The following is a 23402-nucleotide window of genomic DNA, read 5'->3' as shown; positions in this document are numbered from 1 at the left end:
GTCCTCTTCACCGCCTGCTTGTCACGGCCTGTGTGAGCCAAGTCGTGGGGCTGTTCCGCATCGCTGCCGACGCCGCGCACGGTCCCGAGGTCGCGTACGACGGAAGCCGGTCGGGAGGGACCTGTCGGAGCTGGAGAGCGACGCAATCGCGTATGCCGAGGCAGTGGACGTGCACTTCCGCGCGCACCACCCCCGGGGGACGGGGATGGTACGCGGCCGTGTGCTCGTCGGCCGGTCGGGGCCCGGGCCGTGGGGCGGGGGCTCACGGCACCGGTAGGTCCCGTCGGGTGCGCAGGGGGCCGGTGAGGAGGAGGAGGGCGCAGAGGGCGTTGCCGGTGTAGAGGAGCCACAGGGCGTCCCGGTTGCCGAGGACGGTGGCGAGGGTGCCGCCCAGGAGGCTGCCGATGGGGATCGTTCCGTACATCACGAAGCGGATGCTGGAGCTGACCCTGCCGAGCAACTCCGGGGGGCAGTAGGCCTGACGGAAGCTCACGATGATGACGTTTCCGGCAACGACGCCGGCCATCAGGCAGAAGTCTCCGAGCAGGAAGGCCAGCAGGCCGGTGCCGTTGGTGGTGAGTGGGATCAGCAGTCCGAACGGGCCGCTGCAGAAGGCGCAGAGGATGACCGCACGGGCGGTGCCGAACCGGCGGGCCAGGCGGGGTGAGAGCATCGCGCCGAGGACGCCACCGAGGCCGGTCAGGGCGATGAGGATGCCGATGACGCCGCTGTCGGCGCCGACGGTTCGGCTGAGGAAGACGATCGCCAGGCACTGGGCGCCGGCCAGGAAGAGGTTCATCGCCGCGTCGCAGGCCAGGATGGTGCGCAGGAAGGGGTCGCGGGCGAGGTGGACGATGCCTTCCCGGATCTCGGCGGGCAGGGACCGGTCGGCTCCCGCCCGCTCCTCGCCGCCGGGCGGGTTCTCGCGGGCGCGGATCCGGATGAGGAGCACGGCGGAGATCAGGAAGCTCAGGCCGTCGGCGAGGAAGCCCAGGGCCGCGTTCGCGGTCTGGGCCAGCACGCCGCCCGCCCCCGGCGCCACGACCTCGGCGGCGGACTCGCTGGTCTGGAGCTTGGCGTTGCCGTCGGCCAGTTCCTCCTGCGGCAGCAGGGTGGGGATGTACGCGCTGTAGGCCGCGCGGAAGAACACGTCGGCGGTGCCGGTCAGGAGGGCGACGAGGAGGACCTGACCGGTCGTGAGGAGGCCCAGCCAGTCGGCCGCCGTCAGGGAGAGCATCAGCACCGCCGAGACCGTGTTGCACACGATCATCACCGGTCGGCGTCGCATCCGGTCCGTCCAGGCTCCCACGGGCAGGCCGATCAGGAGCCACGGCACCCAGGCCGCGGCGCCCAGCAGGCCCATGGTGAAGGAGTCGGCGTTCAGGGTGTTCACCGCGATCAGCGGAAGGAGCACGCGGGTGGTGGCGCTGCCGAACTGGCTGACGGACTCGCCCGCCCACAGGAGACGGAAGTCGCGCCGGCGCAGGGCGCCGGACGGGGTGGTCGGCGCCGTGGTCGTCGTCGTGCTCATCGGCGGACCACGCCCTCGGACAGGAGCGCAGCGATCTGCGCGGCCGGCTTCGCGGCCATCATCTCGCCGTGGGTGCACGGCGCCTCGTGGTGGTCGACGCGGCCCGAGGCGTGGGGCTGCCAGGTCTCGGGACCCGGCGCGTCGGCCTCGTGCGCGGCGCCGACGAGCGTGAGGTCGCCGTGGAAGACACCCGGACGGTGGGCCGCGGCCAGCGCGTCGTGGTGGGCGTACGCCTCGCCCAGCGCGGCGATGGTCTCCTCGTCGAAGGCCGCCAGCGGGCCGTCGGCCGTTCGGGCCACGCGGACGAGGTCGGCGAGGGTCATCGGGGCGGGGCCCGTGGCGTGGGACGGTTCCTGGGGCGGGTAGCCGAGCGAGTCCAGCAGGTCCCGCAGGGGGTCGGCCGCACCCGTGCCGGTGTGCGGCTGCGCCTCGGTGGCCGGGTAGCCGTCCAGGAGTACGAGCTGCGCCACGTCCTCGCCGTCCGTCTGGAGCCGCACCGCCACCGCGTGGGCGACCAGTGCGCCGAACGACCAGCCCAGGAGGTGGTAGGGGCCACTCGGCTGGACCGTGCGGATCAGTGCGGCGTAGTCGTCGGCCATCTGCGCGACGCTCGCGGGCCGCGCCCCCGGCCGGCTGAGGCCGCGGGCCTGCAGCGCGTGGACGGGCCGGTGCGGGCCGAGGTGGTCGAGGAGGGACCGGTACACCCAGCCGGTGCCGGCGCCCGGGTGGACGCAGAACAGGGCGGGCTCGCCGGCGGCGCCGGGCCGCAGGGTGATCAGGGGGGCGAGCGCGTCGTCGGTCCGGCCGGGCTCGGCGGTACCGCGCTCCGGCACTCGGGCGGCCAGGCCCGCGACGGTGGGGGCCGCGAAGAGGTCCTGGACTCCCAGGTCCTCGCCGAGGGCCTCCCGGACGCGGGACATCAGCCGGGCGGCCAGCAGGGAGTGGCCGCCGAGGTCGAAGAAGCCGTCGTCGGCGCCGACGGCGTCGTGGGGCAGGCCCAGCGCTTCGGCGAACAGGACCGCGAGGACTTCCTCGCGCCGGGTCAGGGGGGCACGTCGCGTCGCTGACGCCGGGTGGGCCGGGTCGGGTGCGGGCAGCGCCGCCCGGTCGAGCTTGTCGTTGGGCGTGCGCGGGAACGCGTCGAGCACGACGACCGCGGACGGGACCATGTGGGCCGGCAGGGTTCGGGCCACGTGGGCGCGCAGCGCGGAGGGCTCCACCGCCGCGCGGCCCTGGCCGGGGACCACGTACCCGACCAGCCGTGTGCCGCCGCCCGGACCGTCGGAGCGCAGGGTCACGGCGGCCTGGGCGACGCCGGGGGCGGCTGCGAGCGCCGCCTCGACCTCGCCGAGTTCGACGCGGAAGCCGCGGATCTTCACCTGGTCGTCGGTGCGGCCGAGGTACTCCAGGCGTCCGTCGCGGTCCCAGCGCACCAGGTCGCCGGTGCGGTACATCCGCGTGCCCTCCTCGAACGGGCAGGCCACGAACCGCTGGGCGGTCAGCCCCGGCCTGCGGTGGTAGCCCCGTGCCAGTGCGGCGCCCGCGAGGTACAGCTCGCCGCGCACGCCCGGTGCCACCGGGCGCAGCGCCGCGTCGAGGACGTAGGCGCGGGTGTTGGCGACGGGGCCGCCCACCAGGGGGTGCTCGCTGCGGGCGGTGTCCCACCACAGGGCGTCGACCGTGCACTCGGTGGGGCCGTAGAGGTTGTGGCAGAGCATGCCGGGTGTGGCGCGCAGGCGGTTCCACAGGTGTTCGTCGGCCGCTTCGCCGCCGATGAGCAGCATGCGTGGCGGGGTGTCGAGCAGGCCTTCCTCGACGAGTTGGGCGGCGTGGGTGGGGGTGACGTCGACGACGTCGAGGGCTGCGTCGGCGATGTACCGGACGAAGGCCGCGGCGTCGCGGCGCACGTCGTCGCCGATGAGGTGGAGCTCGTGCCCGGCGACCATCCACATCAGGGCGTCCCAGGAGGCGTCGAACGACAGGGAGGCGGTGAGCGCCACGCGCAACCGCCGTGCGCCGACGGCTCGTTCGGCGGCGGGGATGGTGTGGGCGCGGTGGAAGGCGTGGAGGTTGCGCAGGGCCGCGTGGTCGACGACGACGCCCTTGGGGCGGCCGGTGGAGCCGGAGGTGTACACCAGGTACGCGGCGTCGGCGGGGCGGGGTGCGCGGGCGGGGCCCTGGCGGGGCCCGGCCGCGGTCGCGCTCGGGTCGTCGGTGAGGACGACGGGGGTGCGCGGGGCGGCGTGCAGCGGGAGCCGGTGGGTGGTGTCGCTGTCGGTGACCAGGAGCGCCGGAGTGCAGTCCGTCAGGATGTGGGCGATCCGCTCGACGGGGTGGTCGGTGTCGACGAACACGAACGCCGCGCCGGTCTTGAGGACGGCCAGCAGGGCGCACACCGCGGCGGGCGAGCGGGGCAGGGCGAGTGCGACCACCTGCTCGGGGCCGGCGCCGGCGTGGGCGAGGCGGTGGGCCAGGCGGTTGGCGCGGGTGTCGAGGTCGGCGAAGGTGATCTTCGTGGTGCCGTGGACGAGGGCGGTGGCCTGCGGGGTGCGGGCGCACTGGGCTTCGAACAGTTCGGGGAGGGTGGCGGGTGGCACCGACAGCTCGGTGTCGTTCCATGCCGTCAGCAGGCGCTGCCGGTCGGCCGGGGTCAGGGGGTCGGCCGCGCCGACGGGCCGGTCGGGGTGGGTCGCGAGCAGGCGCAGCACCCGTTCCAGGGCGGTGGCGACGTCCTGGGCCGTGGTGTGGTCGAACAGTTCGGCGGCGTACTCCAGGAAGCCGCCGATCCCGGCGGGCGTCCCGTCGGCGGCGCGGCGTTCCTGGACGTCGACGGTCAGGTCGAACTGGGCGACGTCGAAGCGGAAGGGTTCACTGCGGACGTCGAGCCCGGGGAGGTCGAGTGCGGCGTCGGCGCCGTCCTGCACCTGGAGCAGCACCTGGAAGAGGGGGTGGCGGGCGAGGGAGCGTTCGGGGTTGAGCGCCTCGACGACCCGCTCGAAGGGGACGTCCTGGTTCTCGTAGGCGGCGAGGTCGGCCTCGCGCACCCGGTGCAGGAGGTCGGTGAAGGCGGGGTCGCCGGAGACGTCGGTGCGCAGGACCAGGGTGTTGACGAAGAAGCCGACGAGGTCGTCCAGGGCCTCGTCCGAGCGGCCCGCGACCGGGGTTCCGACGGGGATGTCGGTGCCGGCGCCGAGGCGCGACAGCAGGACGGCCAGGCCGGCCTGGAGGACCATGAACAGGGTGCAGCCGCTTTCCCGGGCCAGGTCGAGCAGCCGGGTGTGGAGGTCGGCGTCCAGTTCCACCGGCACCGAGCCGCCCGCGAAGGTCGCCGCGGCGGGCCGGGGGCGGTCGTAGGGCAGGGCGAGTTCCGCCGGTGACGCCGCCAACTGATCGCGCCAGAAGGCCAGCTGGCGTGAGATCAGGCTGTCGGGGTCATCCTCCTCGCCCAGGACCTGGCGCTGCCACAGGGTGTAGTCGCCGTACTGCACCGGCAGCGGCGACCAGTCGGGGCCGTGTCCCTCGGTCCGGGCCCGGTAGGCGTCGGCCACGTCGCGGAACAGCGGGCCCCAGGACCAGCCGTCGAGTGCGATGTGGTGGACCACCAGCACCAGCACCCATTCGTCCGGGCCGACGGCCAGCAGCTGCACGCGCACGGGCGGGCGGGCGGCCAGGTCGAAGGGGCGGGTGACCAGGGCGTCGATGGCCTCGGCGGTGCCCTCGGGGGCGCACGGCACGACGTCGAGGCGCACCGCGGTGTCGGCCGGCAGCACCTGCTGGTAGGGCTCGCCGTCCTGTTCCGGGAACACCGTGCGCAGTCCTTCGTGGCGGGCGATCACGTCGGCGAGGGCCCGGGAGAGCGCGTCGGTGTCCAGGCGGCCGCGCAGCCGCAGGGCGAACGGGCAGTGGTAGCCGGTGCCCTGGCCGGCGCGGCTGAGGAACCACAGGCGGCGCTGGGCGGGTGACAGGGGCAGGGGGTGCGGGCGCTGCGGGGCCGGGGTCAGGGCCGGGCGGGCGCGCCCCGGGCCGGCGAGGTCGCCGAGGCGGGCGGCGAGTGCGGCCACGGTGGGGTGCTGGAAGAGGTCCCTGATGCCGAGGTCGCCGCCGAGGGTCGACCGGATGCGGGAGAGCAGGCGGGTGGCCAGCAGGGAGTGTCCGCCGAGGTCGAAGAAGCCGTCGTCGGCTCCGATGGCGGGCAGGCCGAGCACCTGCGCGAAGAGCTCCGCGAGGATCTCCTCGCGGGGGCCGCGCGGCGCCCGGGAGGAGATCTGCGCGGTGAGGTCCGGTGCGGGCAGCGCGGCGCGGTCCAGCTTCCCGTTGCGGTTCATCGGGAGCGCCTCCAGGGCCACGACGGCCGAGGGGACCAGGTGGTCGGGCAGGCCGGCGGCGAGGCGCTTGCGCAGGGCGCCGGCGTCCACGGTGCGGCCCGCGGCCGCGGTCACGTACGCCACCAGGCGCTTGCCGCCGGGGCCGGCGTCGCGGGCGATCACCGCGGCCTGGGCGACCTCGGGGCAGGCGCGCAGGGCCGCCTCCACCTCGCCGGGTTCGATCCGGAAGCCCCGGATCTTGACCTGGTCGTCGGCGCGTCCCAGGTATTCGAGGCGGCCCTGGCGGTCCCAGCGGACCAGGTCGCCGGTGCGGTACATGCGGGCGCCGGTCTCGAAGGGGCAGGCGAGGAAGCGCCCCGCGGTGAGCGAGGGGCGGTTGAGGTAGCCGCGGGCCAGGCTCGGGCCGGCCAGGTACAGCTCGCCGGGGACGCCGGGGGCGACGGGGCGCAGCCGGTCGTCGAGGACGTAGGCGCGGGTGTTGGCGATCGGGCGTCCCACCAGCGGCTGTTCGCTGTGGGCCGCGTCCCACCACAGGGTGTCGACGCTGCACTCGGTGGGGCCGTAGAGGTTGTGGCACAGCATCCCGTCGGCGGCGCGGACCCGGGTCCACAGGGCCGCGCCGGCCGCTTCGCCGCCCAGCAGCAGCACCGTGGGGCGGTGTGCGGGGTCGTCGAGCAGGCCCTCCTCGACCAGTTGCTCGGCGTAGGTGGGAGTGACGTCGAGGGCGTCGATGCCGGACCGGGCGATGTGCCGGACCAGGGCGGCGGCGTCGCGGCGGGTGTCGTCGTCGATGAGGTGGAGTTCGTGGCCCGCGACCATCCAGAGCAGGCCCTCCCAGGAGGTGTCGAAGGAGAGGGCGGCGGTGAGCGCCATGCGCATCCGGCGGCCGTCGCCGATCTCCTGGGCCCGGGAGATGACGCCGGCGCGGTGGAAGGCGTACAGGTTGCGCAGTCCGGCGTGGTCGATCACCACGCCCTTGGGTTCGCCGGTGGAGCCGGAGGTGTGGATGACGTACGCCGCGCTGCGGGGGTGGATCTCGCGGCCCAGCGGTGTGTCCGGGAAGTGGCCGGGGGCGTCGGTGAGGACGTGGGCGGCGCCGGTGCCGGGGAGGGTCGCGGCGGTGGCGCGGTCGGTGACGACGGTGGTCGTGGTGCGCAGCAGGTGGGCGATGCGCTCCGGCGGGTAGTCGGTGTCGACCGGGACGAACGCGGCGCCGGCCTTGAGCACGGCGAGGAGGGCGATCACGGAGTCGGCGGAGCGGGGCAGGGCCAGGGCGACGAGGTGTTCGGGGCCGACCCCGTGGTCGGCGAGGCGGTGTGCCAGGGTGTTGGCGCGTGCGTCGAGTTCGGCGAAGGTCAGGGCGGTGTCCTGGAAGACCAGGGCGGTCGCGCCGGGGGTACGGGCGGCCTGTGCCTCGAACAGCTCGGGGAGGGTCTGCGGCGCAACGGGGGCCGCGGTGTCGTTCCAGTGGGTCAGGACCTGCTCGCGCTGTTCGGCGGAGAGGGGGTCGACCTGGGACAGCGGCGCGCCGGGGTCGGCGGCCAGGCTCTCCAGGACGCGGGCGATCCCGGCCGCCAGGTCCGCGGCCGTCTCGCGGTCGAAGAGGTCCGTCGCGTACTCCAGTGCTCCGGTGATCCCGGCGGGGGTGCCGTCGGTGCCCGTCTGCTCGTGGAAGTCGACCGTCAGGTCGAACTTGGCGATGTCCCAGCCGACCGGCTGCTCGGCGCAGCGGGTGCCGGGCAGGGTGAAGGCCGGGCTCTGTCCGCTCTCCAGGGTCATCATCACCTGGAAGAGGGGGTGGCGGGCGAGGGAGCGTCCGGGGTTGACGGCGCCGACGACCCGCTCGAAGGGGACGTCCTGGTTCTCGTACGCGGCGAGGTCGGCCTCGCGCACCCGGTTCAGGAGGTCGCTGAAGGCGGGGTCGCCGGAGACGTCGGTGCGCAGCACGAGGGTGTTGACGAAGAAGCCGACGAGGTCGTCCAGGGCCTCGTCCGAGCGGCCCGCGACCACGGTGCCGACGGGGATGTCGGTGCCCGCGCCGAGGCGCGACAGCAGGACGGCCAGGCCGGCCTGGAGGACCATGAACAGGGTGCAGCCGCTTTCCCGGGCCAGGTCGAGCAGCCGGGTGTGGAGGTCGGCGGGCAGTTCCACCGGCACCGAGCCGCCCGCGAAGGTCGCCGCGGCGGGCCGGGGGCGGTCGTGGGGCAGGGCGAGTTCTTCGGGGGATCCGGCCAGCTCGCGCTTCCAGAAGTCGAGTTGCCGGGTGACCAGGCTGTCGGGGTCGTCCTCCTCCCCCAGGACCTGGCGCTGCCACAGCGTGTAGTCGCTGTACTGCACCGGCAGCGGCTCGAAGTCGGGCTCCCGGCCCTCGCACCGGGCCGCGTAGGCGGCCGTCAGGTCGCCCAGCAGCGGACCCCAGGACCAGCCGTCCGTGGCGATGTGGTGCACCACCAGCAGCAGCACCCACTGGTCGCCGCCGAGCTCGAACAGCTCTGCTCGCAGCGGGAGCTCGGTGGTGAGGTCGAAGACGTGCCCGGCCTCGCGGGCGAGGGCCGGCGCGAGGGCGGCCTCCGTCGTCCGGGTGACCTCGAGGTGCGGGAGGCGGTCGCAGACCTGCTGCACCGGCTCTCCCTCCACCTCGGGGAACACGGTGCGCAGCGTGTCGTGGCGGGCGGCGAGATCGCCGAGGGCCGCGCCGAGGGCGGCCACGTCGAGCGGGCCGTGCAGCCGGGTGGCCAGCGGGCAGTTGTACGCCGAACCGGTCTCGCCCATCTGGTTGAGGAACCACAGCCGCCGCTGGGCGAACGAAACGGGAAACACAGGACCTCCTGGTCGTGCGGGGGTTGCGACGGGCGGGTTCAGGACGTGGCGCGGCCGAGCGCGGGGCGTGCCTGGGGCGCGTCGCGCAGCCGGGCGGCGGTGGCGGCCGGCGTGGGGTTCTGGAACAGGTCGCGGATCTTCAGCTCGCGGCCCAGCTCCGCCCGGATCCGGCTGATGAGGCGGGTCACCAGCAGCGAGTGGCCGCCGAGGGCGAAGAAGTTGTCGTCGGGGCCGACGGACTCCTTGTCGAGCACCTGCGCGTACAGCTCGCGTACCCGCTGTTCGGTCCGGTCGCCGGTGGCCGGTTCGCTCGCGCTCTCGGACGGCCGGTGCTGGGCGGGGTGCGGCAGTCCGGCGATGGCGCCCACCGGTTGCTCGGGGTCGGCCGCGAGGTGGCGCAGGACGGCGGCCAGGTCCTGCGCCAGCCGTTCGGCGTTCCGGTGGTCGAACAGGTCGGTGGCGTAGGTGAGTTCGCCGGTGAGGCCGAGCGGGCTGCCGTCCGCCGCGCGCTGTTCGCCGAGGTCGACGCCCAGGTCGAACTTCGAGACCTGCCACGGGACGGGGTACGCCCGCGCGTCGAGGCCGGCCAGGCGGGGCAGGGCCGGGGGCTCGTTCTGCACCTGGAGCAGCACCTGGAAGAGGGGGTGGCGGGCCAGGGAGCGTTCGGGGTTGACGTCGACCACGACCCGTTCGAAGGGGACGTCCTGGTGCTCGTACGCGGCGAGGTCGGCCTCGCGCACCCGGTGCAGGAGGTCGGTGAAGGTAGGGTCGCCGGAGACGTCGGTGCGCAGCACGAGGGTGTTGACGAAGAAGCCGACGAGGTCGTCCAGGGCCTCGTCCGAGCGGCCCGCGACCACGGTGCCGACGGGGATGTCGGTGCCCGCGCCGAAGCGCGACAGCAGGACGGCCAGGCCGGCCTGGAGCACCATGAACAGGGTGCAGCCGTGCCGGCGGGCCAGCTCCAGCAGGCGGCCGTGGAGGTCCGCGTCCAGCTCCATCGGGACGGAGCCGCCCGCGAAGCTCGCCACGGCCGGCCGGGGCCGGTCGTAGGGCAGGGCCAGCTCGGCCGGGGCGCCGGCCAGTTCCTTCTTCCAGAAGGTCAGTTGCCGGTGGATCAGGCTGTCCGGGTCGTGCTCGTCCCCGAGCAGCTCGCGCTGCCACCGGGTGTAGTCGCCGTACTGCGCCGGCAGCGGCTGGAAGTCGGGTGCGCGGCCCTCGCGCCGGGCCGCGTAGGCGGTCGCCAGGTCTCCCAGCAGGGGCGCCCAGGACCAGCCGTCCGTGGCGATGTGGTGCACCACCAGGACCAGCACCCACTGGTCACCGCCCAGCTCGAACAGCCGGGCGTGCAGGGGCAGGTCCTGCGCGAGGTCGAAGTGGTGGCCCGCGGCCTCGCGGACGGCCCGGGGCAGATCCGCCTCGGTGACGCGTTCGCGCTCCAGCGTCACCGGTGCCTGCGCCGGGGTGAGCAGCCGGATCCGGGGTTCGCCGTCGATCTCGTCGAACACGGTCCGCAGCACGTCGTGCCGGGCGGTGAGGTCGCCGAGGGCGGCGCCGAGGGCGGCCGCGTCGAGCGGGCCGTGCAGCCGGTAGGCGAAGGGGACGTTGTGGTCCGCGGACTCCTCCTGCGCCTGCTGGGCGAACCACAGCCGGTGCTGGGCGAAGGACAGCGGCGGCTGCTGCGTGCCCCGGGTGCGGCGCAGGGGCGGCCGGGCCCGCTCGGCGCGGCCCGCGAGTTCGGCGAGCGCGGCGACGGTCTGCGCCCGGAAGACGTCGCGCAGCGTCAGTTCGACGCCCAGGGCGGTGCGGACGCGGCTGACCAGCCTGGTCGCGAGCAGGGAGTGGCCGCCCAGGTCGAAGAAGCCGGCGTCGGCGGCGACGGTGTCGAGGTCCAGGAGTTCCGCGAACAGGCCCGCCAGGATCTCTTCCCGGGGGGTGCGCGGCGCTCGGCCGCCCGTGGTGGCGGGCGCGGGCTCGGGCAGGGCGCGGTAGTCGACCTTGCCGTTGGGCGTCAGCGGCAGGTCGTCCAGGACGACGAGGTGGGCGGGGACCATGTAGTCCGGCAGCAGGCGGGCGAGGCGGGCGCGCACGTCGGATCGGGAGAGCTCGCCGACCACGTAGCCGACCAGCCGCTTCTCGCCGTCCCCGGCCGGCTTCGCGGTGACCACGGCCTGGCGTACGCCCGGGCAGGCGGCGAGCGCCGCCTCGACCTCGCCCGGCTCGACCCGGAAGCCGCGGACCTTCACCTGGTCGTCGGCCCGGCCGAGGAACTCCAGCAGGCCGTCCGTGCGCAGGCGGCCCAGGTCGCCGGTGCGGTACATCCGGGTGCCGGGCGCGCTGTAGGGGTCAGCGACGAACCGCTGTGCGGTCGTCGCCGGGCGCCGGTGGTAGCCGCGTGCCACTCCGGCCCCGGCGATGTACAGCTCGCCGGGGGTGCCGGGCGGCACCGGGCGCAGCCGGTCGTCGAGCACGTGGACGCGGGTGCCGTCCAGCGGTCGGCCGATCGGCACCGGGCCGTCGGTGTGGTCGGTGACGAGGTGGGAGGTCGCGCAGAGGGTCGCCTCGGTCGGGCCGTACAGGTGGCGGATGACCGTGGCCGGGCAGGCGGCCCGCACCGCCCGTACCGCGGCGGGGCTGACCACGTCGCCGCCGGTCAGCACCTCGCGCACGGTGGCCAGGATGTCGGGCTGCTCCTCGGCGACGACGCGGAACAGTCCGGCGGTGAGGTGGACGGCCGTGATCCGCTCGTCGCGGATCAGCGCGCCGAGGGCGGCGACGGTGAGTTCGCCCTCGGGGGCGACGACGACCTGCCAACCGGAGAGCAGCGCCACCCACAGCTCGTAGTCGGCGATGTCGAAGGCGTGCGGGGCGTGGAACAGCACGCGCTGGGGTCCGCCGGTGTGCCAGCCGCGGTCGGCCACCAGGTCCAGGACGTCCCGGTGGGTGACGGCGACGCCCTTGGGCCGGCCGGTGGAGCCCGAGGTGTGCATGAGGTAGGCCAGCCGGTCGGGGCGGCACCGCACCGGCGCGGCGGTGGCGTCGCCGTCGGCGGTCCCGGCCGGGCCGTCGGACTCGGCGCCGCCGACGAGGACGGTCTGCCCGCAGTCGAGCCCCAGCCGGTGGAACTCCTGGTCCACCAGCAGGACGGGGCAGCCCGCGTCGTCGATGATCCGCTGGATGCGCGGGGCGGGGTGGCCGGTGTGCAGCGGTACGTACGCGCCGCCGGCCTTGAGGACGGCCAGCATCGCCACGACCACGTCGGGGGAACGCCCCATCAGCACGCCGACCGGGGACTCGGTGGTGACACCGAGCCGGGTCAGCCGGTGGGCGAGCCGGTTCGCGCGCTCGTCGAGTTCGCGGTACGTCAGCTCGACCGCTCCGGCCTTGAGCGCGACGTCGTCAGGGGAGCGGAGCGCCTGGCGGGTGAACGCCAGGTGGACGCCTTCGGGGGTGTCCGGGCGCGGCGGGGCGGCCGGCAGCCGGTCCCCGACCAGCCGGGCGTGCTCCCCGGGCAGCAGCAGGTCCAGCTCCGACACCCGTGCGCGTGGCCGGGAGAGCGCCGACTCCAGGACCGTGCGCAGCCGTGCGCCGAGCGTGCGGACGGTGTCGCGGTCGAACAGCTCGGTGCGGTACTTGGCCACGGCGCGCAGTCCGCCCGTCGTGCCGGTCTGCTCGGTGAACTGGAACGCGAGGTCGAACTCGGCCTCGGTGACGTCGACCTCCGTGGTGTCGGCGGTGAGGCCGGCCAGTTCCACGGCGGCCGTGGACCCGGCGCGTCGCAGGGTCAGCGCCACCTGGAAGAGGGGGTGACGGGCCAGCGAGCGCCGCGGGTTGACCGCCTCGACGACCTGTTCGAAGGGCACGTCCTGGTGGGCGAACGCGGCCAGGTCGCTCTCCCGTACCCGGTGCAGGAGGTCGCCGAAGGCGGGGTCGCCGGAGACGTCGGTGCGCAGGACCAGGGTGTTGACGAAGAAGCCGACGAGGTCGTCCAGGGCCTCGTCCGAGCGGCCCGCGACCACGGTGCCGACGGGGATGTCGGTGCCCGCGCCGAGGCGCGACAGCAGGACGGCCAGGCCGGCCTGGAGGACCATGAACAGGGTGCAGCCGTGCCGGCGGGCCAGCGCCTCGAGTTCGCGGGTGAGCGCGGCGTCCAGGTCGAAGGCGACGGCGTCGCCCGCCGGGCTCGCCACCGCCGGGCGGGGCCGGTCGGTGGGCAGGGCCAGCTCCTCGGGCAGGGCGGACAGCGCCTCGCGCCAGTGGGCGAGCTGCTCCTGCCCCACGCCTTCCAGCAGTTCCCGCTGCCAGAGCGTGTAGTCGGCGTACTGCACCGGCAGCGGTGCGCCCTCCGGCGCCCGGCCCTGGCGCCGGGCCGCGTACGCCGCCGCGAGGTCGCCCAGCAGCGGCCCCCAGGACTCGCCGTCGGTGGCGATGTGGTGGATCGCCAGGACCAGGGTGTGCTCGTCGGGCCCGGCCGCCAGCAGGGCGGCGCGCACCGGAGCGGCCGCGGCCAGGTCGAAGGCGCGGCGCGTCACCTCGGCGACGTCGGCCCGGGCCGGGTCGAGGATCTCCAGCTCCAACGGGGCCGCGGGCAGCACCCGCTGGCACGGCTCGCCGTCCACCTCCGGGTAGACGGTGCGCAGGACCTCGTGCCGCTCGGCGAGGTCGGCCAGCGCCGCGCGCAGCGCGTCCACGTCGATCGGGCCGCTGAGGCGGGCGGCCACCGCGCTGTGGTAGGCGGGGTTCGGCCCGTCGAGGCGGTCGAGGAACCACAGCCGCCGTTGGGCGGCGGACAGCGGCAGTCGGGCGGGGCGCGGTGCGGGCCGCAGCGCCGGGCGGGCGCCGCCGGCGCCGTCGAGGCGGGCGGCCAGGCCCGCGACCGTGGGGGTGTTGAAGACCTCGCGGACCCCCAGCTCCACGCCGAGGGCGCCGCGCACCTGGGTCACCAGGCGCATGGCCAGCAGGGAGTGGCCGCCCAGCTCGAAGAAGTCGTCGTCCACGCCGACCCGGGGCAGGCCCAGCACCGTGGCGAACAGGCCCGCCAGGACCTCCTCGTGGGCGGTGCGCCCGGTGCGGCCGCCCGTGCGGTGGCCGGGCGCGGGCAGGGCCCGCCGGTCGAGCTTTCCGTTCGGCGTCACCGGCAGGGCGTCGAGGACGACGACCGCCGGCACCATGTGCCCGGGCAGCGCGGCGGCCAGCTCCGCGCGCAGCGCGGCGGGCGTCGGGGCGGCGCCCGTGGCGGGCACCACGTAGGCGACCAGCCGCGGATCGCCGGGCCGGTCCTCGCGGACGACGACGGCGGCGTGGGCGACACCCTCGCAGCCCGCGGCGGCGTTCTGGACCTCGCCGAGCTCGATCCGGAAGCCGCGGATCTTCACCTGGTCGTCGGTGCGGCCCAGGTATTCCAGGACGCCGTCCGGGCGCCAGCGCACCAGGTCGCCGGTGCGGTACATGCGCTCGCCCGGCGCGAAGGGGCAGGCCACGAACCGCTCGGCGGTCAGGCCGGGCCGGCCGAGGTAGCCGCGGGCCAGCTGGACGCCGGCCAGGTAGAGTTCGCCGGCCGTTCCGGGCGCGGTCGGTTCGAGCCGGCCGTCGAGCACGTACGCACGGGTGTTGGCGGCGGGGCGTCCGATCGGGACGGGGCCGGGGCCGGGGCGGCAGGCCCAGAGGGTGACGTCGACGGCGGCCTCGGTCGGGCCGTAGAGGTTGTGCAGCTCGGTGTCGGGGAGGGTGCGGAAGAACGTCTCCTGGGTGTGCAGGGAGAGCGCTTCGCCGCTGCTGACGACCCGGCGCAGCGAGCGGGCCCGCGACACGTCCGGGCCGCTCAGGAACGCGTCGAGCATGGACGGCACGAAGTGCGCGGTGGTGACGCGCTCGCGCTCGATCAGCTCGGCCAGGTAGGACGGGTCCTGGTGGCCGCCGGGCCGGGCCACCACCAGGGTGGCGCCGGTCAGCAGGGGCCAGAAGAACTCCCACACCGACACGTCGAAGCCGCTCGGCGTCTTCTGCAGCACGCGGTCGTCGGGGCCGAGCCGGTAGGTGCGCTGCATCCACTCCAGCCGGTTGACGATGGCCTCGTGGGAGACGAGGGCGCCCTTGGGGCGGCCGGTGGAGCCCGAGGTGAAGATGGCGTAGGCGGGGTGGCGGGGGTCGAGCACGGGCCGGGGGGCGGGCGTCGCCGCGGGCGGCGGGGCGTCCGGGCGCAGGGTCGGCGTCCCCGGCGCCTGCCAGCCGTCACTGATCAGCAGGGCCGGGGCGGCGTCCGCCATGATGCCGAGGTTGCGGGCCTCGGGCTGGCCGGGGTCGACGGGCAGGTACGCGGCGCCGGCCTTGAGCACGGCGCACAGGGCGACGATCAGGTCGAGGGAGCGCGGCAGCGCGACCGCGACCAGGCTCTCGGGCCCGATGCCGCGGGAGGTCAGCACGGACGCCAGGCGGGCGGCGCGCTCGTCCAGCTCGCGGTAGCTCAGCCGCTGCCCCTCGAAGACGACGGCGGTGGCCCCGGGGGTGCGGGCGACCTGCTCCTCGATCAGCTCGGGCAGGGCTTTGGCGGGGAAGTCCGCGGCGGTGTCGTTCCAGTCCACGAGGACGCGGCCCCGCTCCTGGGCGGTGAGGGCGTCGAGGGCGCCGACCGGGGCGTCGGGGTCGGCCGTCCACCGCTCCAGCAGGCGCACCAGGCGGGCGCCGAGCTGGGCCGTCCGCTCCCGGTCAAGCAGTTCGGGGTGGTGGCTGAGCCTGAGCCCGAGGCGGGCGCCCGGCTCGACCACCAGGGTGAGCGGGAAGTGGGTGGTGTCCCGGAACCGGATCCGCGCGTCCAGGTCGACGCCCGGCAGGTCGAGCGCGTAGTCGCTCATCGGGAAGTTCTCGAAGACCAGGTTGGTGTCGAACAGGGCGGCCGGGGAGCCGGCCAGTCGCTGGAGCTCGGTCAGTCCGAGGTGGTCGTGGTCGGCGAGGTCGGCGCGCTGCTGCTGCAGTGCCCGGCAGGCCTCGCCCAGCGGGGCGGACCCGTCGATCCGGGCGCGGACCGGCACGGTGTTGATGAGCATGCCGATCATCTGGTCGGAGCCGGCCAGTTCCGCGGGCCGGCCGCTGACCGTGCAACCGAACACGACGTCGTCGTGGCCGGTGCTGCGGGCGAGCAGGACGGCCCAGGCGCCCTGGATCACGCTGGTGAGCAGCAGGCCGCGGTCCCGGGCCCGGGCGGACAGGGCCGCCGTCTGCCGCTCGTCCAGGTGCAGGACCACGTCCTCGGGGGTGGCCCCGGGCGAGACCTGGCCGCCGGAGGCGAGCCGGGTGGGCCGCTCGAGACCGTCCAGCGCGGTGCGCCAGGCCTGTTCGGCCGCCGGACGGTCGCGCTGCGCCAGGTGGGTCAGGTAGGTGCGGTAGGGCCGTACGGGCGGCAGCTCGCCGCTGCCGTAGAGGGTGAACAGTTCCCGGAAGAGCAGTCCGAACGACCAGCCGTCCAGGAGCAGGTGGTGGGCCGTCACCAGGAGCCGGTGCCGGGTGGCGTCGAGGCTGACGAGGGTGAAGCGCAGCAGCGGCGGGCGGCCGCTGTCCACGCCCAGGGCCCAGTCCTGCTCGGTCAGTTCGTCGGCGCGGGCCCGGGCGGTGGGCGCGTCGAGGCCGCCGAGGTCGTGTTCCCGCCAGGCCAGCGGCATGTCCCGGCGCACCACCTGGACGGGGTCGCCGTTGCGGCGGTGCGTGAAGGCGACCCGGAGGTTGGCGTGGCGGCGCAGCAGGGTGTCGGCGGCCTCCTTCAGCCGGGCCGGGTCGAGCGCGCCGTCCAGGTCGACCGTGAACTGCGCGATGTAGAGGTGCTTCGACTCCGGGTCGTATCCGGAGTGGAAGAGCATGCCCTCCTGCAGCGGGGAAAGCGGCAGGACGTCCTCGATCGCCGGCTGGCTGGTGTTCATGGGGTGGGTTCGCTTTCTGGAGTGCGTCAGAGGACGTCGAGGGCGGCGGCGAGGTCGTCCAGCTCGTCCTGGTCGATCGTGGAGAGCGTGAGGTCGGCGGCGACCACGGCGCCGGCGTCCGGGCGGTCGGCGTGGGCGACGAGGGCGGTGAGCATCCGGAACCAGGTGTCGGCGAGTGCGCGCACCTGCGGCTCGTCGAGGACACCCGGCGCCCAGGCCCAGTCGGCGTGCAGGACGGGCCCGTCGGCCGTGTCGAGGACGAACGCGGTGATCTCGACGGGGTGCGCCATGGGCATGCCCGGTCCGGGGGCGTCCAGCCGGGCGCCGTACTCGGGCAGCAGCTGCCAGTCGGCGTCGGCCGCGGCGCCGAAACGGCCGAGGTAGTTGAAGCCGAGCTGGGCCGGGCCGGCGGCGGCCAGCGCCCGGCGGGCGTGCGGGTCGAGGTGGCGCAGCAGGCCGTAGCCGAGCCCCTTGCGCGGGATCGCGCGCAGCTGTTCCTTCACCCGTCGCAGGGCGAGGGCGACGGTGGGGCCGCCGTGTGCGGCGTCGGGCGCGTCCAGTCCGTCCAGCGCGAAACGGGTGGGGAAGAGGGTGGTGAACCAGCCGACCGTGCGGGAGAGGTCGGCCTCGGCGGGGATCTCCTCGCGGCCGTGCCCTTCCAGGTCCGCCAGGACGCTCGGCCCGCAGGCCGGCCAGCGGGACAGGGCGAGGGCGAGGCCGGTCAGCAGCAGCTCGTTGGTGTCCGCGCCGAGCCGGTCGGGCACCGACGTCAGCAGGGGGCCGACCGTGGCGGCGGGAAGGCTCAGGGCGAGGTGTGCGGCCAGGTCCTCGTGGTCGCGGGCCGGGTCGAGGGGGCGGCGCCCGACGGTGTCGCTTCCCGGCGCCAGCACCTCGCTCCAGTACGGGAGTTCGGCGGTGCTCCGGTCGGCGGCGGCTTCCGCCGCGAGCAGTTCGGACCAGCGACGGAAGGAGGTGGGCACGGGGTCGAGGCGCGGCGTGCGGCCGGCGGTGACCGCGTCCCAGGCCTGTGCCAGGTCGCCGGTCAGCACCCGCCAGGAGATTCCGTCGACGACCAGGTGGTTGACGACGAGGGCGAGGCGGCCGGGCCGGGCCGGGCCCGCGTCGAACCAGACGGCCTGGACGAGCACGCCGTCCGCGGTCGACAGCCGGTCCCGGGCCGCGTGCACCTCCCGGTCGACCTCCTCGGTGCCTCCCGCGCCGTCCGTGCGGACCCGGACGAGGCAGTCCTCGGCCCGAACGGTGCCGGCCGGCCGGGTGTGCGGCACCCCGTCGACCGTGTGCAGCCGGAGCATGTCGTGTCGGTCGAGGACGGCCTGCAGCACCGTGTGGGCGGTCTCCTCGGTCAGTTCCGCCGGGGTGCGCACCACCAGGGACTGGTAGTAGCTGTCGGCCGGTCCGCCGCGCTCACGCAGCCAGTGCATGATCGGTGTCGGCCGGATCGGCCCGATGCCGTCGTCCTGGCCGGCCCGGCCGGCGGGCGTCAGCGGTCGGGCGGTGGCCGCCAGGGCCGCCACGTCCGGCTGGGTCAGCACGTCGCGGACGGTGAGGACCAGTCCGGCCCGGCGGGCGGCGCCGACGACCTGGACGGCGATGATGCTGTCGCCGCCGAGCCGGACGAAGCCGTCCTGCGGTCGGACCTGCGGGACCGCGAACAGGCCGGCCAGCACGCCGCACAGGATCTGCTCCGGCGTGGTCACGTGGTTCTCCATCGTTGTCTGCCTCGTTCTCGCTCGTTCTCGTTGTGTCGCGGGCTGGTCAGGCGGTGCGGGCCGGGTCGAACAGGGTGCGCAGCCCGGCCCGGTCGACCTTTCCGTTCGCGGTCACCGGCAGTTCCTCCAGGAGGTGGAAGTGTTTGGGCACCATGTACGCGGGCAGGTGCGCGGCACAGTGCGCGGCGAGCAGTTCGGGCTGGGTGCCGTCGGTCGCGGTCGGGGTGTAGGCGGCGGCGAGCCGCCGGGAGCCGGCGACCTCCACAGCCACCACCACGGCCCGGCGCACGCCCGGCAGCGCGTTGAGGACCGCTTCGACCTCGCCGGGTTCGACGCGGTAGCCGTTCACCTTGACCTGGTCGTCGGCCCGCGCCACGAAGTGGAAGTCGGTGCCGTCGAAGCGGACCAGGTCGCCGGTGGCGTAGCAGCGGCGCGCCGTGCCGTCCTGGTGCGGCACGGTGCGGAATTTGGCGTCGGTGAGCTCCTGGTCGCCGAGGTAGCCGAGGCCGACGCTGTCGCCGGCGACCATCAGTTCGGCCTCCTCGCCCGGGGCGAACGGCCGCAGCACGCCGTCCGCGTGCCGGAGCAGTTCCGCGCCGGCGACCGCGCGTCCGATCGGCGGGTGGTCGGGCCAGTCGGCGGCCCGGTCGGGCGTCATCCGGTACTGGGTGACGACGTGGGTCTCGCTGGGCCCGTACTCGTTGACCAGGGTGATGCCGCCCGCCGCGCAGAAGCCGCGCACCTCGGCGTTGACGACCAGGCGCTCGCCGGCCACGGCGATCTCCCGCAGGTCGGGCATCGCGTCCGGTTCGAAGGCCGCGGCCGTGGCCAGCGCGTGCAGGCCCACCACGGGCAGGAAGAGCCGGGCGACGCGGTGCTCGCGGATCACGTCCATCAGCGTGAAGGGGTCCTGGCGCTGGTCGTCGTCCACCACGACCAGCGTGGCGCCGGCGAGCCAGGTGGCGACGAGTTCCTCGTAGCCCACGTCGAAGCCGATGGACGCCGCCTGCAGGGTGTGCGGCGGGCGGTCGTGGAACCAGTGCCGGACGTGCCAGTCGCCGAGGGCGGCCAGGACTCCCGGCGGGACGGCGACCGACTTGGGTTCGCCGGTGGATCCCGAGGTGGGGATGACGTAGCCGATCGGCCCTTCCCGGGGTTCCGCCGGCGGGGTGCCGCGCACCTCGTCGACGGTGGGGCCGGTGCCGCCCCGGCCGGTGGGCCCGGCGTCGTCGGCGCGCAGCACGAGGTCGCTGAACCGGGTGATCCTCTCGGCCCGGGGCGCGGGCATGCCGGGGTCGACGCAGACCACGCCGGCTCCGGCCCGCCAGGCACCGAGCACGGCGGCGCAGCGGGTCCAGGACCGGTGGCCGTGGACGGCGACCACGGTGCCCGGTCCCAGGCCGCGGGCGGCGAGGCCGCCGGCGATCTCGGCGGAGAGCCCGTCGAGTTCGGCGTAGCTGTACTGGACGCCGCGGTCGACGACCGCCACCGAGGCGTGGTGGCGGCGGACGGCGTCGAGCAGGGGGTGGATGAGCGACCGCCGTGAACCGCTCGCTTCGGTGTGCATGGAAGTCCCTTCTTCTCGGGTCGGGTGCGTCCCGGGGTCAGGCACCCGGCGTCGCGGTGCGCTCGGCGATCAGGGCGGCCAGCCGGTCCAGTCCGGTGTCGATCTGGTCGGGGGTCAAGGAGCTGCAGGACAGGCGCAGTTGGTGGCAGGTGCGGTCGTCTTCGCTGAAGTGGCGCATCGGGGTGAAGAGCACGCCGTGCCGTACGGCGGCGTGTTCGAGCAGCGTGTCGGTGACGGGGAACGGCACGGTGAGCACCACGAAGAAGCCCCCCGTGGGGGTGTTCCAACTGACCCCGGGCAGTTCCGCGAAGCGCCGGTCCAGGCCCTGGAGGAGACGGCCGAGGTTGCGTCGGTAGACGGCGATCTGGCGCCGGTTGGCGTGCAGCAGGCTGGCGCCGTGTTCCAGCAGCATGCCTCCCACCAGGGCCTGGCTCACCGGTGAGGTGTTGACGGTGACCATGCTCTTGGCCCGTGACAGCTCGTCGGCGAGCAGGGTCGGGTCGGGGCCCGCGACGCGCTGGTCCGCCACGGCGAATCCCACCCGGGCGCCGGGGAAGCAGGTCTTCGCCAGAGATCCGAGGTAGACCACGCGCTGCCCGGTGTCGAGTGCCTTCAGGGTCGGGGGCCGGTCGCTGTCGGCCGCCCGGAAGTAGCCGTAGGGGTTGTCCTCCAGGAGGAGGATGTCCTCCTGGGCGGCGATCTCCAGCAGCCGGTGGCGGGTCGGCACGTCCATGGAGTGGCCGCTGGGGTTGGAGAAGTCGGGCACCAGGTACAGCGCCCGGGGCCGCTCCCCCGCCGCGCGGACCTGCCGGATCCGCTCCAGCACGTCCTCGGGGCGTACGCCGTGGGGGCCTTCGCGGACCGACCGCACGGGCAGGTCCAGCAGCCGGGCGGCGCCGGTCAGGCCGACGTAGGTGGGGTCCACCGCGAGCACGACGTCACGTTCGGTCGCCCGCAGGGCGCGCAGCACCAGCCACAGTGCCTCCTGGGCGCCGACGGTGACCACGACGGCCTCCGGGTCCACGGTGATGCCTTCGTCCTGTTCGAGCTGCCGGGCGATGAGTTCGTGGACGATTCCCTTGGTGCGGCCGTACTGGAACAGCTCCCGCCGCACCTGGGCCTCGTCGTAGCCCTTGTGCTCGGCCAGGTAGCGGCGGTAGGTGTCGAGGTAGCGGTGCAGGTCTGCCGGGTCGAAGTGGTCCTCGGTGGGCCGGCCCGGGGCGAAGGAGACCGCCTCGGGAAAGCGCCCCGCCACCTCGTTGAGGAAGTTCATCGACAGCAGGGCGGGGTCGGCGAGCGAGGCGTGCAGGTCCGCGCGGTCCAGTACCACGGGGGCGGCCGTCGGGCCCGGTGCGGTCATCGGGTGGCCCCCAGGACCGAGAGCCACGGTGCGTCGGCCGGGCCGGTGCAGCCGGACAGCTCCAGGGCGGAGCGCAGCTCGGTCCGCAGCAGGTGCAGGACCCGGCTCACCCCCTGCTCGCCGTCGGCGGCCAGGCCCCACAGCACCGGCCGGCCCAGCAGGACGCCGCTCGCGCCGAGGGCCAGGGCCTTGAGGACGTCGGTGCCGCTGCGGATCCCGCTGTCCAGCAGCAGCCGGCAGCGGGTGGGGACGGCCTCCCGTACGGCGGGCAGCATGTCCACGCTGGCCACCGCGCCGTCCAGTTGGCGGCCGCCGTGGTTGGAGACGACGATGGCGTCGGCGCCGAGGGAGGCGGCGGTGGCGGCGTCGCCCGGGTCGAGGATCCCCTTGACGATCAGGGGCAGCCGGGTCTCGGCGCGCAGCCGGGCGAGGTCGTCCCAGCCCAGGGAGCGGGCGAAGGTCTCGGCCGTGTGTTGTGCCACGGCCGAGACGCCGGGCCGGCGGTCCCGGGCCCGGCGGGTTTCGGCCGGGTCGAGGTGGACGGCCGCCACGTCGGCGGGCAGCGCGAAGCCGTTGCGCAGGTCGCGCAGCCGGCGGCCCATCGAGGGCACGTCCACGGTGACCATCAGCGCCGCGCAGCCGGCTTCCTCGGCCCGCCGGACCAGGTCGGCGGTGGCCGCCGGGTCCTGCTGGCAGTAGAGCTGGAACCAGGTGGTGCCGCCCAGCGCGGTGACGGCCTCGACGGGTTGGCTGCTCAGCGTGCTCACGGTGAACGGCACGCCCGCGGCCGCGGCCGCTCGGGCGGTGGCGAGCTCGCCCTCGGGGTGGAAGAGCCGCTGGTAGGCCATCGGTGCGACGGCGAGCGGCAGGGCCGCCCGGGCGCCGGGGAGTTCGGTCGCGGTGTCGCAACCCGTACCGCCGGCGAGGACCCGGGGCACGATCCCGATCCGGTCCAGTGCGGCACGGTTGGCGGCCAGGGTCAGTTCCTCGCCGCTGCCGCCCTCGATGAAGTCCCACACCTCCCGGGGCAGCACCCGACGGGCGAGGTCGGCGAACTCCCCCAGCCGTACGGGGTCGTGAGCCGTGTCGTGGACGCTCACCGCGGCACCGCCCCGGCGCCCTGGCGCTCCGCCTCGACGGCCTCGTACAGCGCCTTGATGTTGCCGTTGCCGAAGGTGCGGGCGCCGAAGCGCTCGATCACCTCGTGGAACAGCGTGCGCCTCGGGTGGGTGGAGCGGGTGAAGATCTGGAACAGCTGGCCGTCGTGGTCCTCGTCGACCAGGACGCTGATCTCGTGCAGCGCGGGCGTGCTGTGCCGGGTCAGCTCCAGGCGCTCGGCGAGCATCGCGTAGTAGGTGTCGGGGACGCTCAGGAACTCGACGCCGCGCTCGCGCAGTGTGCCGACGGCCCGGACGATGTCCCGGGAGGCGAAGGCCACGTGCTGGACGCCGGGGCCGCCGTGTTCGGCCAGGAAGCGGTCGATCTGGCCGGGCTCGGCGCTGGTGTCGGGCTCTATCAGGGTCAGGGTGACCGCTCCGGATCCGCTCTGCACCACCTTGGAGTCCATGGCCTGGGCGCCGACCTCGATCAGCTCCTGGAAGATCATGCGGAAGCCGAGCACCCGGGTGTAGAAGTCCACCGTGCGCTGCAGTTGCCCGGGCGGCAGGCAGACGGCGAAGTGGTCGATGTCCTCCAGGAGTTCGTCGCCGTGCTCCGGCGCGGCGTCCGGCAGCGCGGTGAAGCCCGGCGGGAGTGCGGTGGGCCCGGGATCGACGAGCGTGTGCACCACGTCGCCGAAGCCGGCCAGCACCGCCGTGGTCCGGCCGTCGGGGTGGCGGCGGGGCACGGCGAGCGGCACCGCCCCGCGGGAGACCGCCTCGTCGAAGACGGCGGGTACGTCGGCCACGGTCAGCGCGATGTCGGCCACGCCGTCGCCGTGGGCCAGGACGTAGTCGGCGCCCGGGTGGTGCGGCGAGCGGGCCTGGGTGAGGACCAGGACGATGCGGCCCTGGCACAGCGCGAGGGACTGCGCCTCGGCGCTGGAGGCGCGGGCCACCGGGCGGAATCCGTAGCGGTCGGTCAGCTCGGCCGCGGCCGAGTCGAGGTCGGCGACGTGGAACTCGACGTGGCTGATGCCGAAGGCGGGAGAGAAGGTCATGGTG

At 74.9% G+C, this 23402-nt stretch carries 8 protein-coding genes; all 8 read right to left on the bottom strand.

Translation table 11 applies throughout. The features are described 5' to 3' along the window. Positions 1 to 262: 262 nt before the first annotated feature. Genes ACFQ87_RS22595 through hppD form a run of 8 tightly spaced genes read right to left on the bottom strand, consistent with a single transcriptional unit; the run spans position 263 to position 23398 of the window. A complete protein-coding gene (locus tag ACFQ87_RS22595; protein WP_380612599.1) occupies positions 263 to 1531 on the bottom strand; it encodes an MFS transporter in 1269 nt (422 codons plus the stop codon). Next, complete coding sequence (locus ACFQ87_RS22590) at positions 1528 to 8676, bottom strand: amino acid adenylation domain-containing protein (protein WP_380612598.1); 7149 nt, start codon at positions 8674 to 8676, stop codon at positions 1528 to 1530. The genes ACFQ87_RS22595 and ACFQ87_RS22590 overlap by 4 nt, the downstream gene beginning before the upstream one ends. Before the next feature lie 38 nt (positions 8677 to 8714). Further along, positions 8715 to 16583: an amino acid adenylation domain-containing protein gene (locus ACFQ87_RS22585; RefSeq protein WP_380612597.1), complete on the bottom strand. Its 7869-nt coding sequence runs from the start codon at positions 16581 to 16583 to the stop codon at positions 8715 to 8717. A gap of 26 nt (positions 16584 to 16609) precedes the next feature. Next, entirely contained in the window at positions 16610 to 18313 is a 1704-nt protein-coding gene (locus ACFQ87_RS22580; RefSeq protein WP_380612596.1) for a condensation domain-containing protein, read from the bottom strand. Positions 18314 to 18359: 46 nt separating this feature from the next. After that, entirely contained in the window at positions 18360 to 19880 is a 1521-nt protein-coding gene (locus ACFQ87_RS22575) for an AMP-binding protein (RefSeq protein ID WP_380612595.1), read from the bottom strand. Positions 19881 to 19917: 37 nt separating this feature from the next. Then, the gene (locus ACFQ87_RS22570; RefSeq protein ID WP_380612594.1) at positions 19918 to 21240 is read right to left on the bottom strand and encodes a PLP-dependent aminotransferase family protein; all 1323 of its coding nucleotides are present in this window, start codon (positions 21238 to 21240) and stop codon (positions 19918 to 19920) included. Beyond that, positions 21237 to 22340 carry an alpha-hydroxy acid oxidase gene (locus tag ACFQ87_RS22565; RefSeq protein ID WP_380612593.1) on the bottom strand — a complete coding sequence of 368 codons (1104 nt, stop codon included), beginning with the start codon at positions 22338 to 22340 and terminating at the stop codon, positions 21237 to 21239. Before ACFQ87_RS22565 ends, ACFQ87_RS22570 begins: the two co-directional genes overlap by 4 nt. Next, complete coding sequence (gene hppD, locus ACFQ87_RS22560) at positions 22337 to 23398, bottom strand: 4-hydroxyphenylpyruvate dioxygenase (RefSeq protein ID WP_380612592.1); 1062 nt, start codon at positions 23396 to 23398, stop codon at positions 22337 to 22339. Before hppD ends, ACFQ87_RS22565 begins: the two co-directional genes overlap by 4 nt. Positions 23399 to 23402: the final 4 nt, after the last annotated feature.

Origin of the sequence: Kitasatospora sp. NPDC056531 (genome assembly GCF_042794375.1) — a bacterium.
GTDB lineage: Bacteria > Actinomycetota > Actinomycetes > Streptomycetales > Streptomycetaceae > Kitasatospora.
Note: the sequence above shows the minus strand (reverse complement) of the source record. Positions and strands in the feature narration are given on the sequence as shown.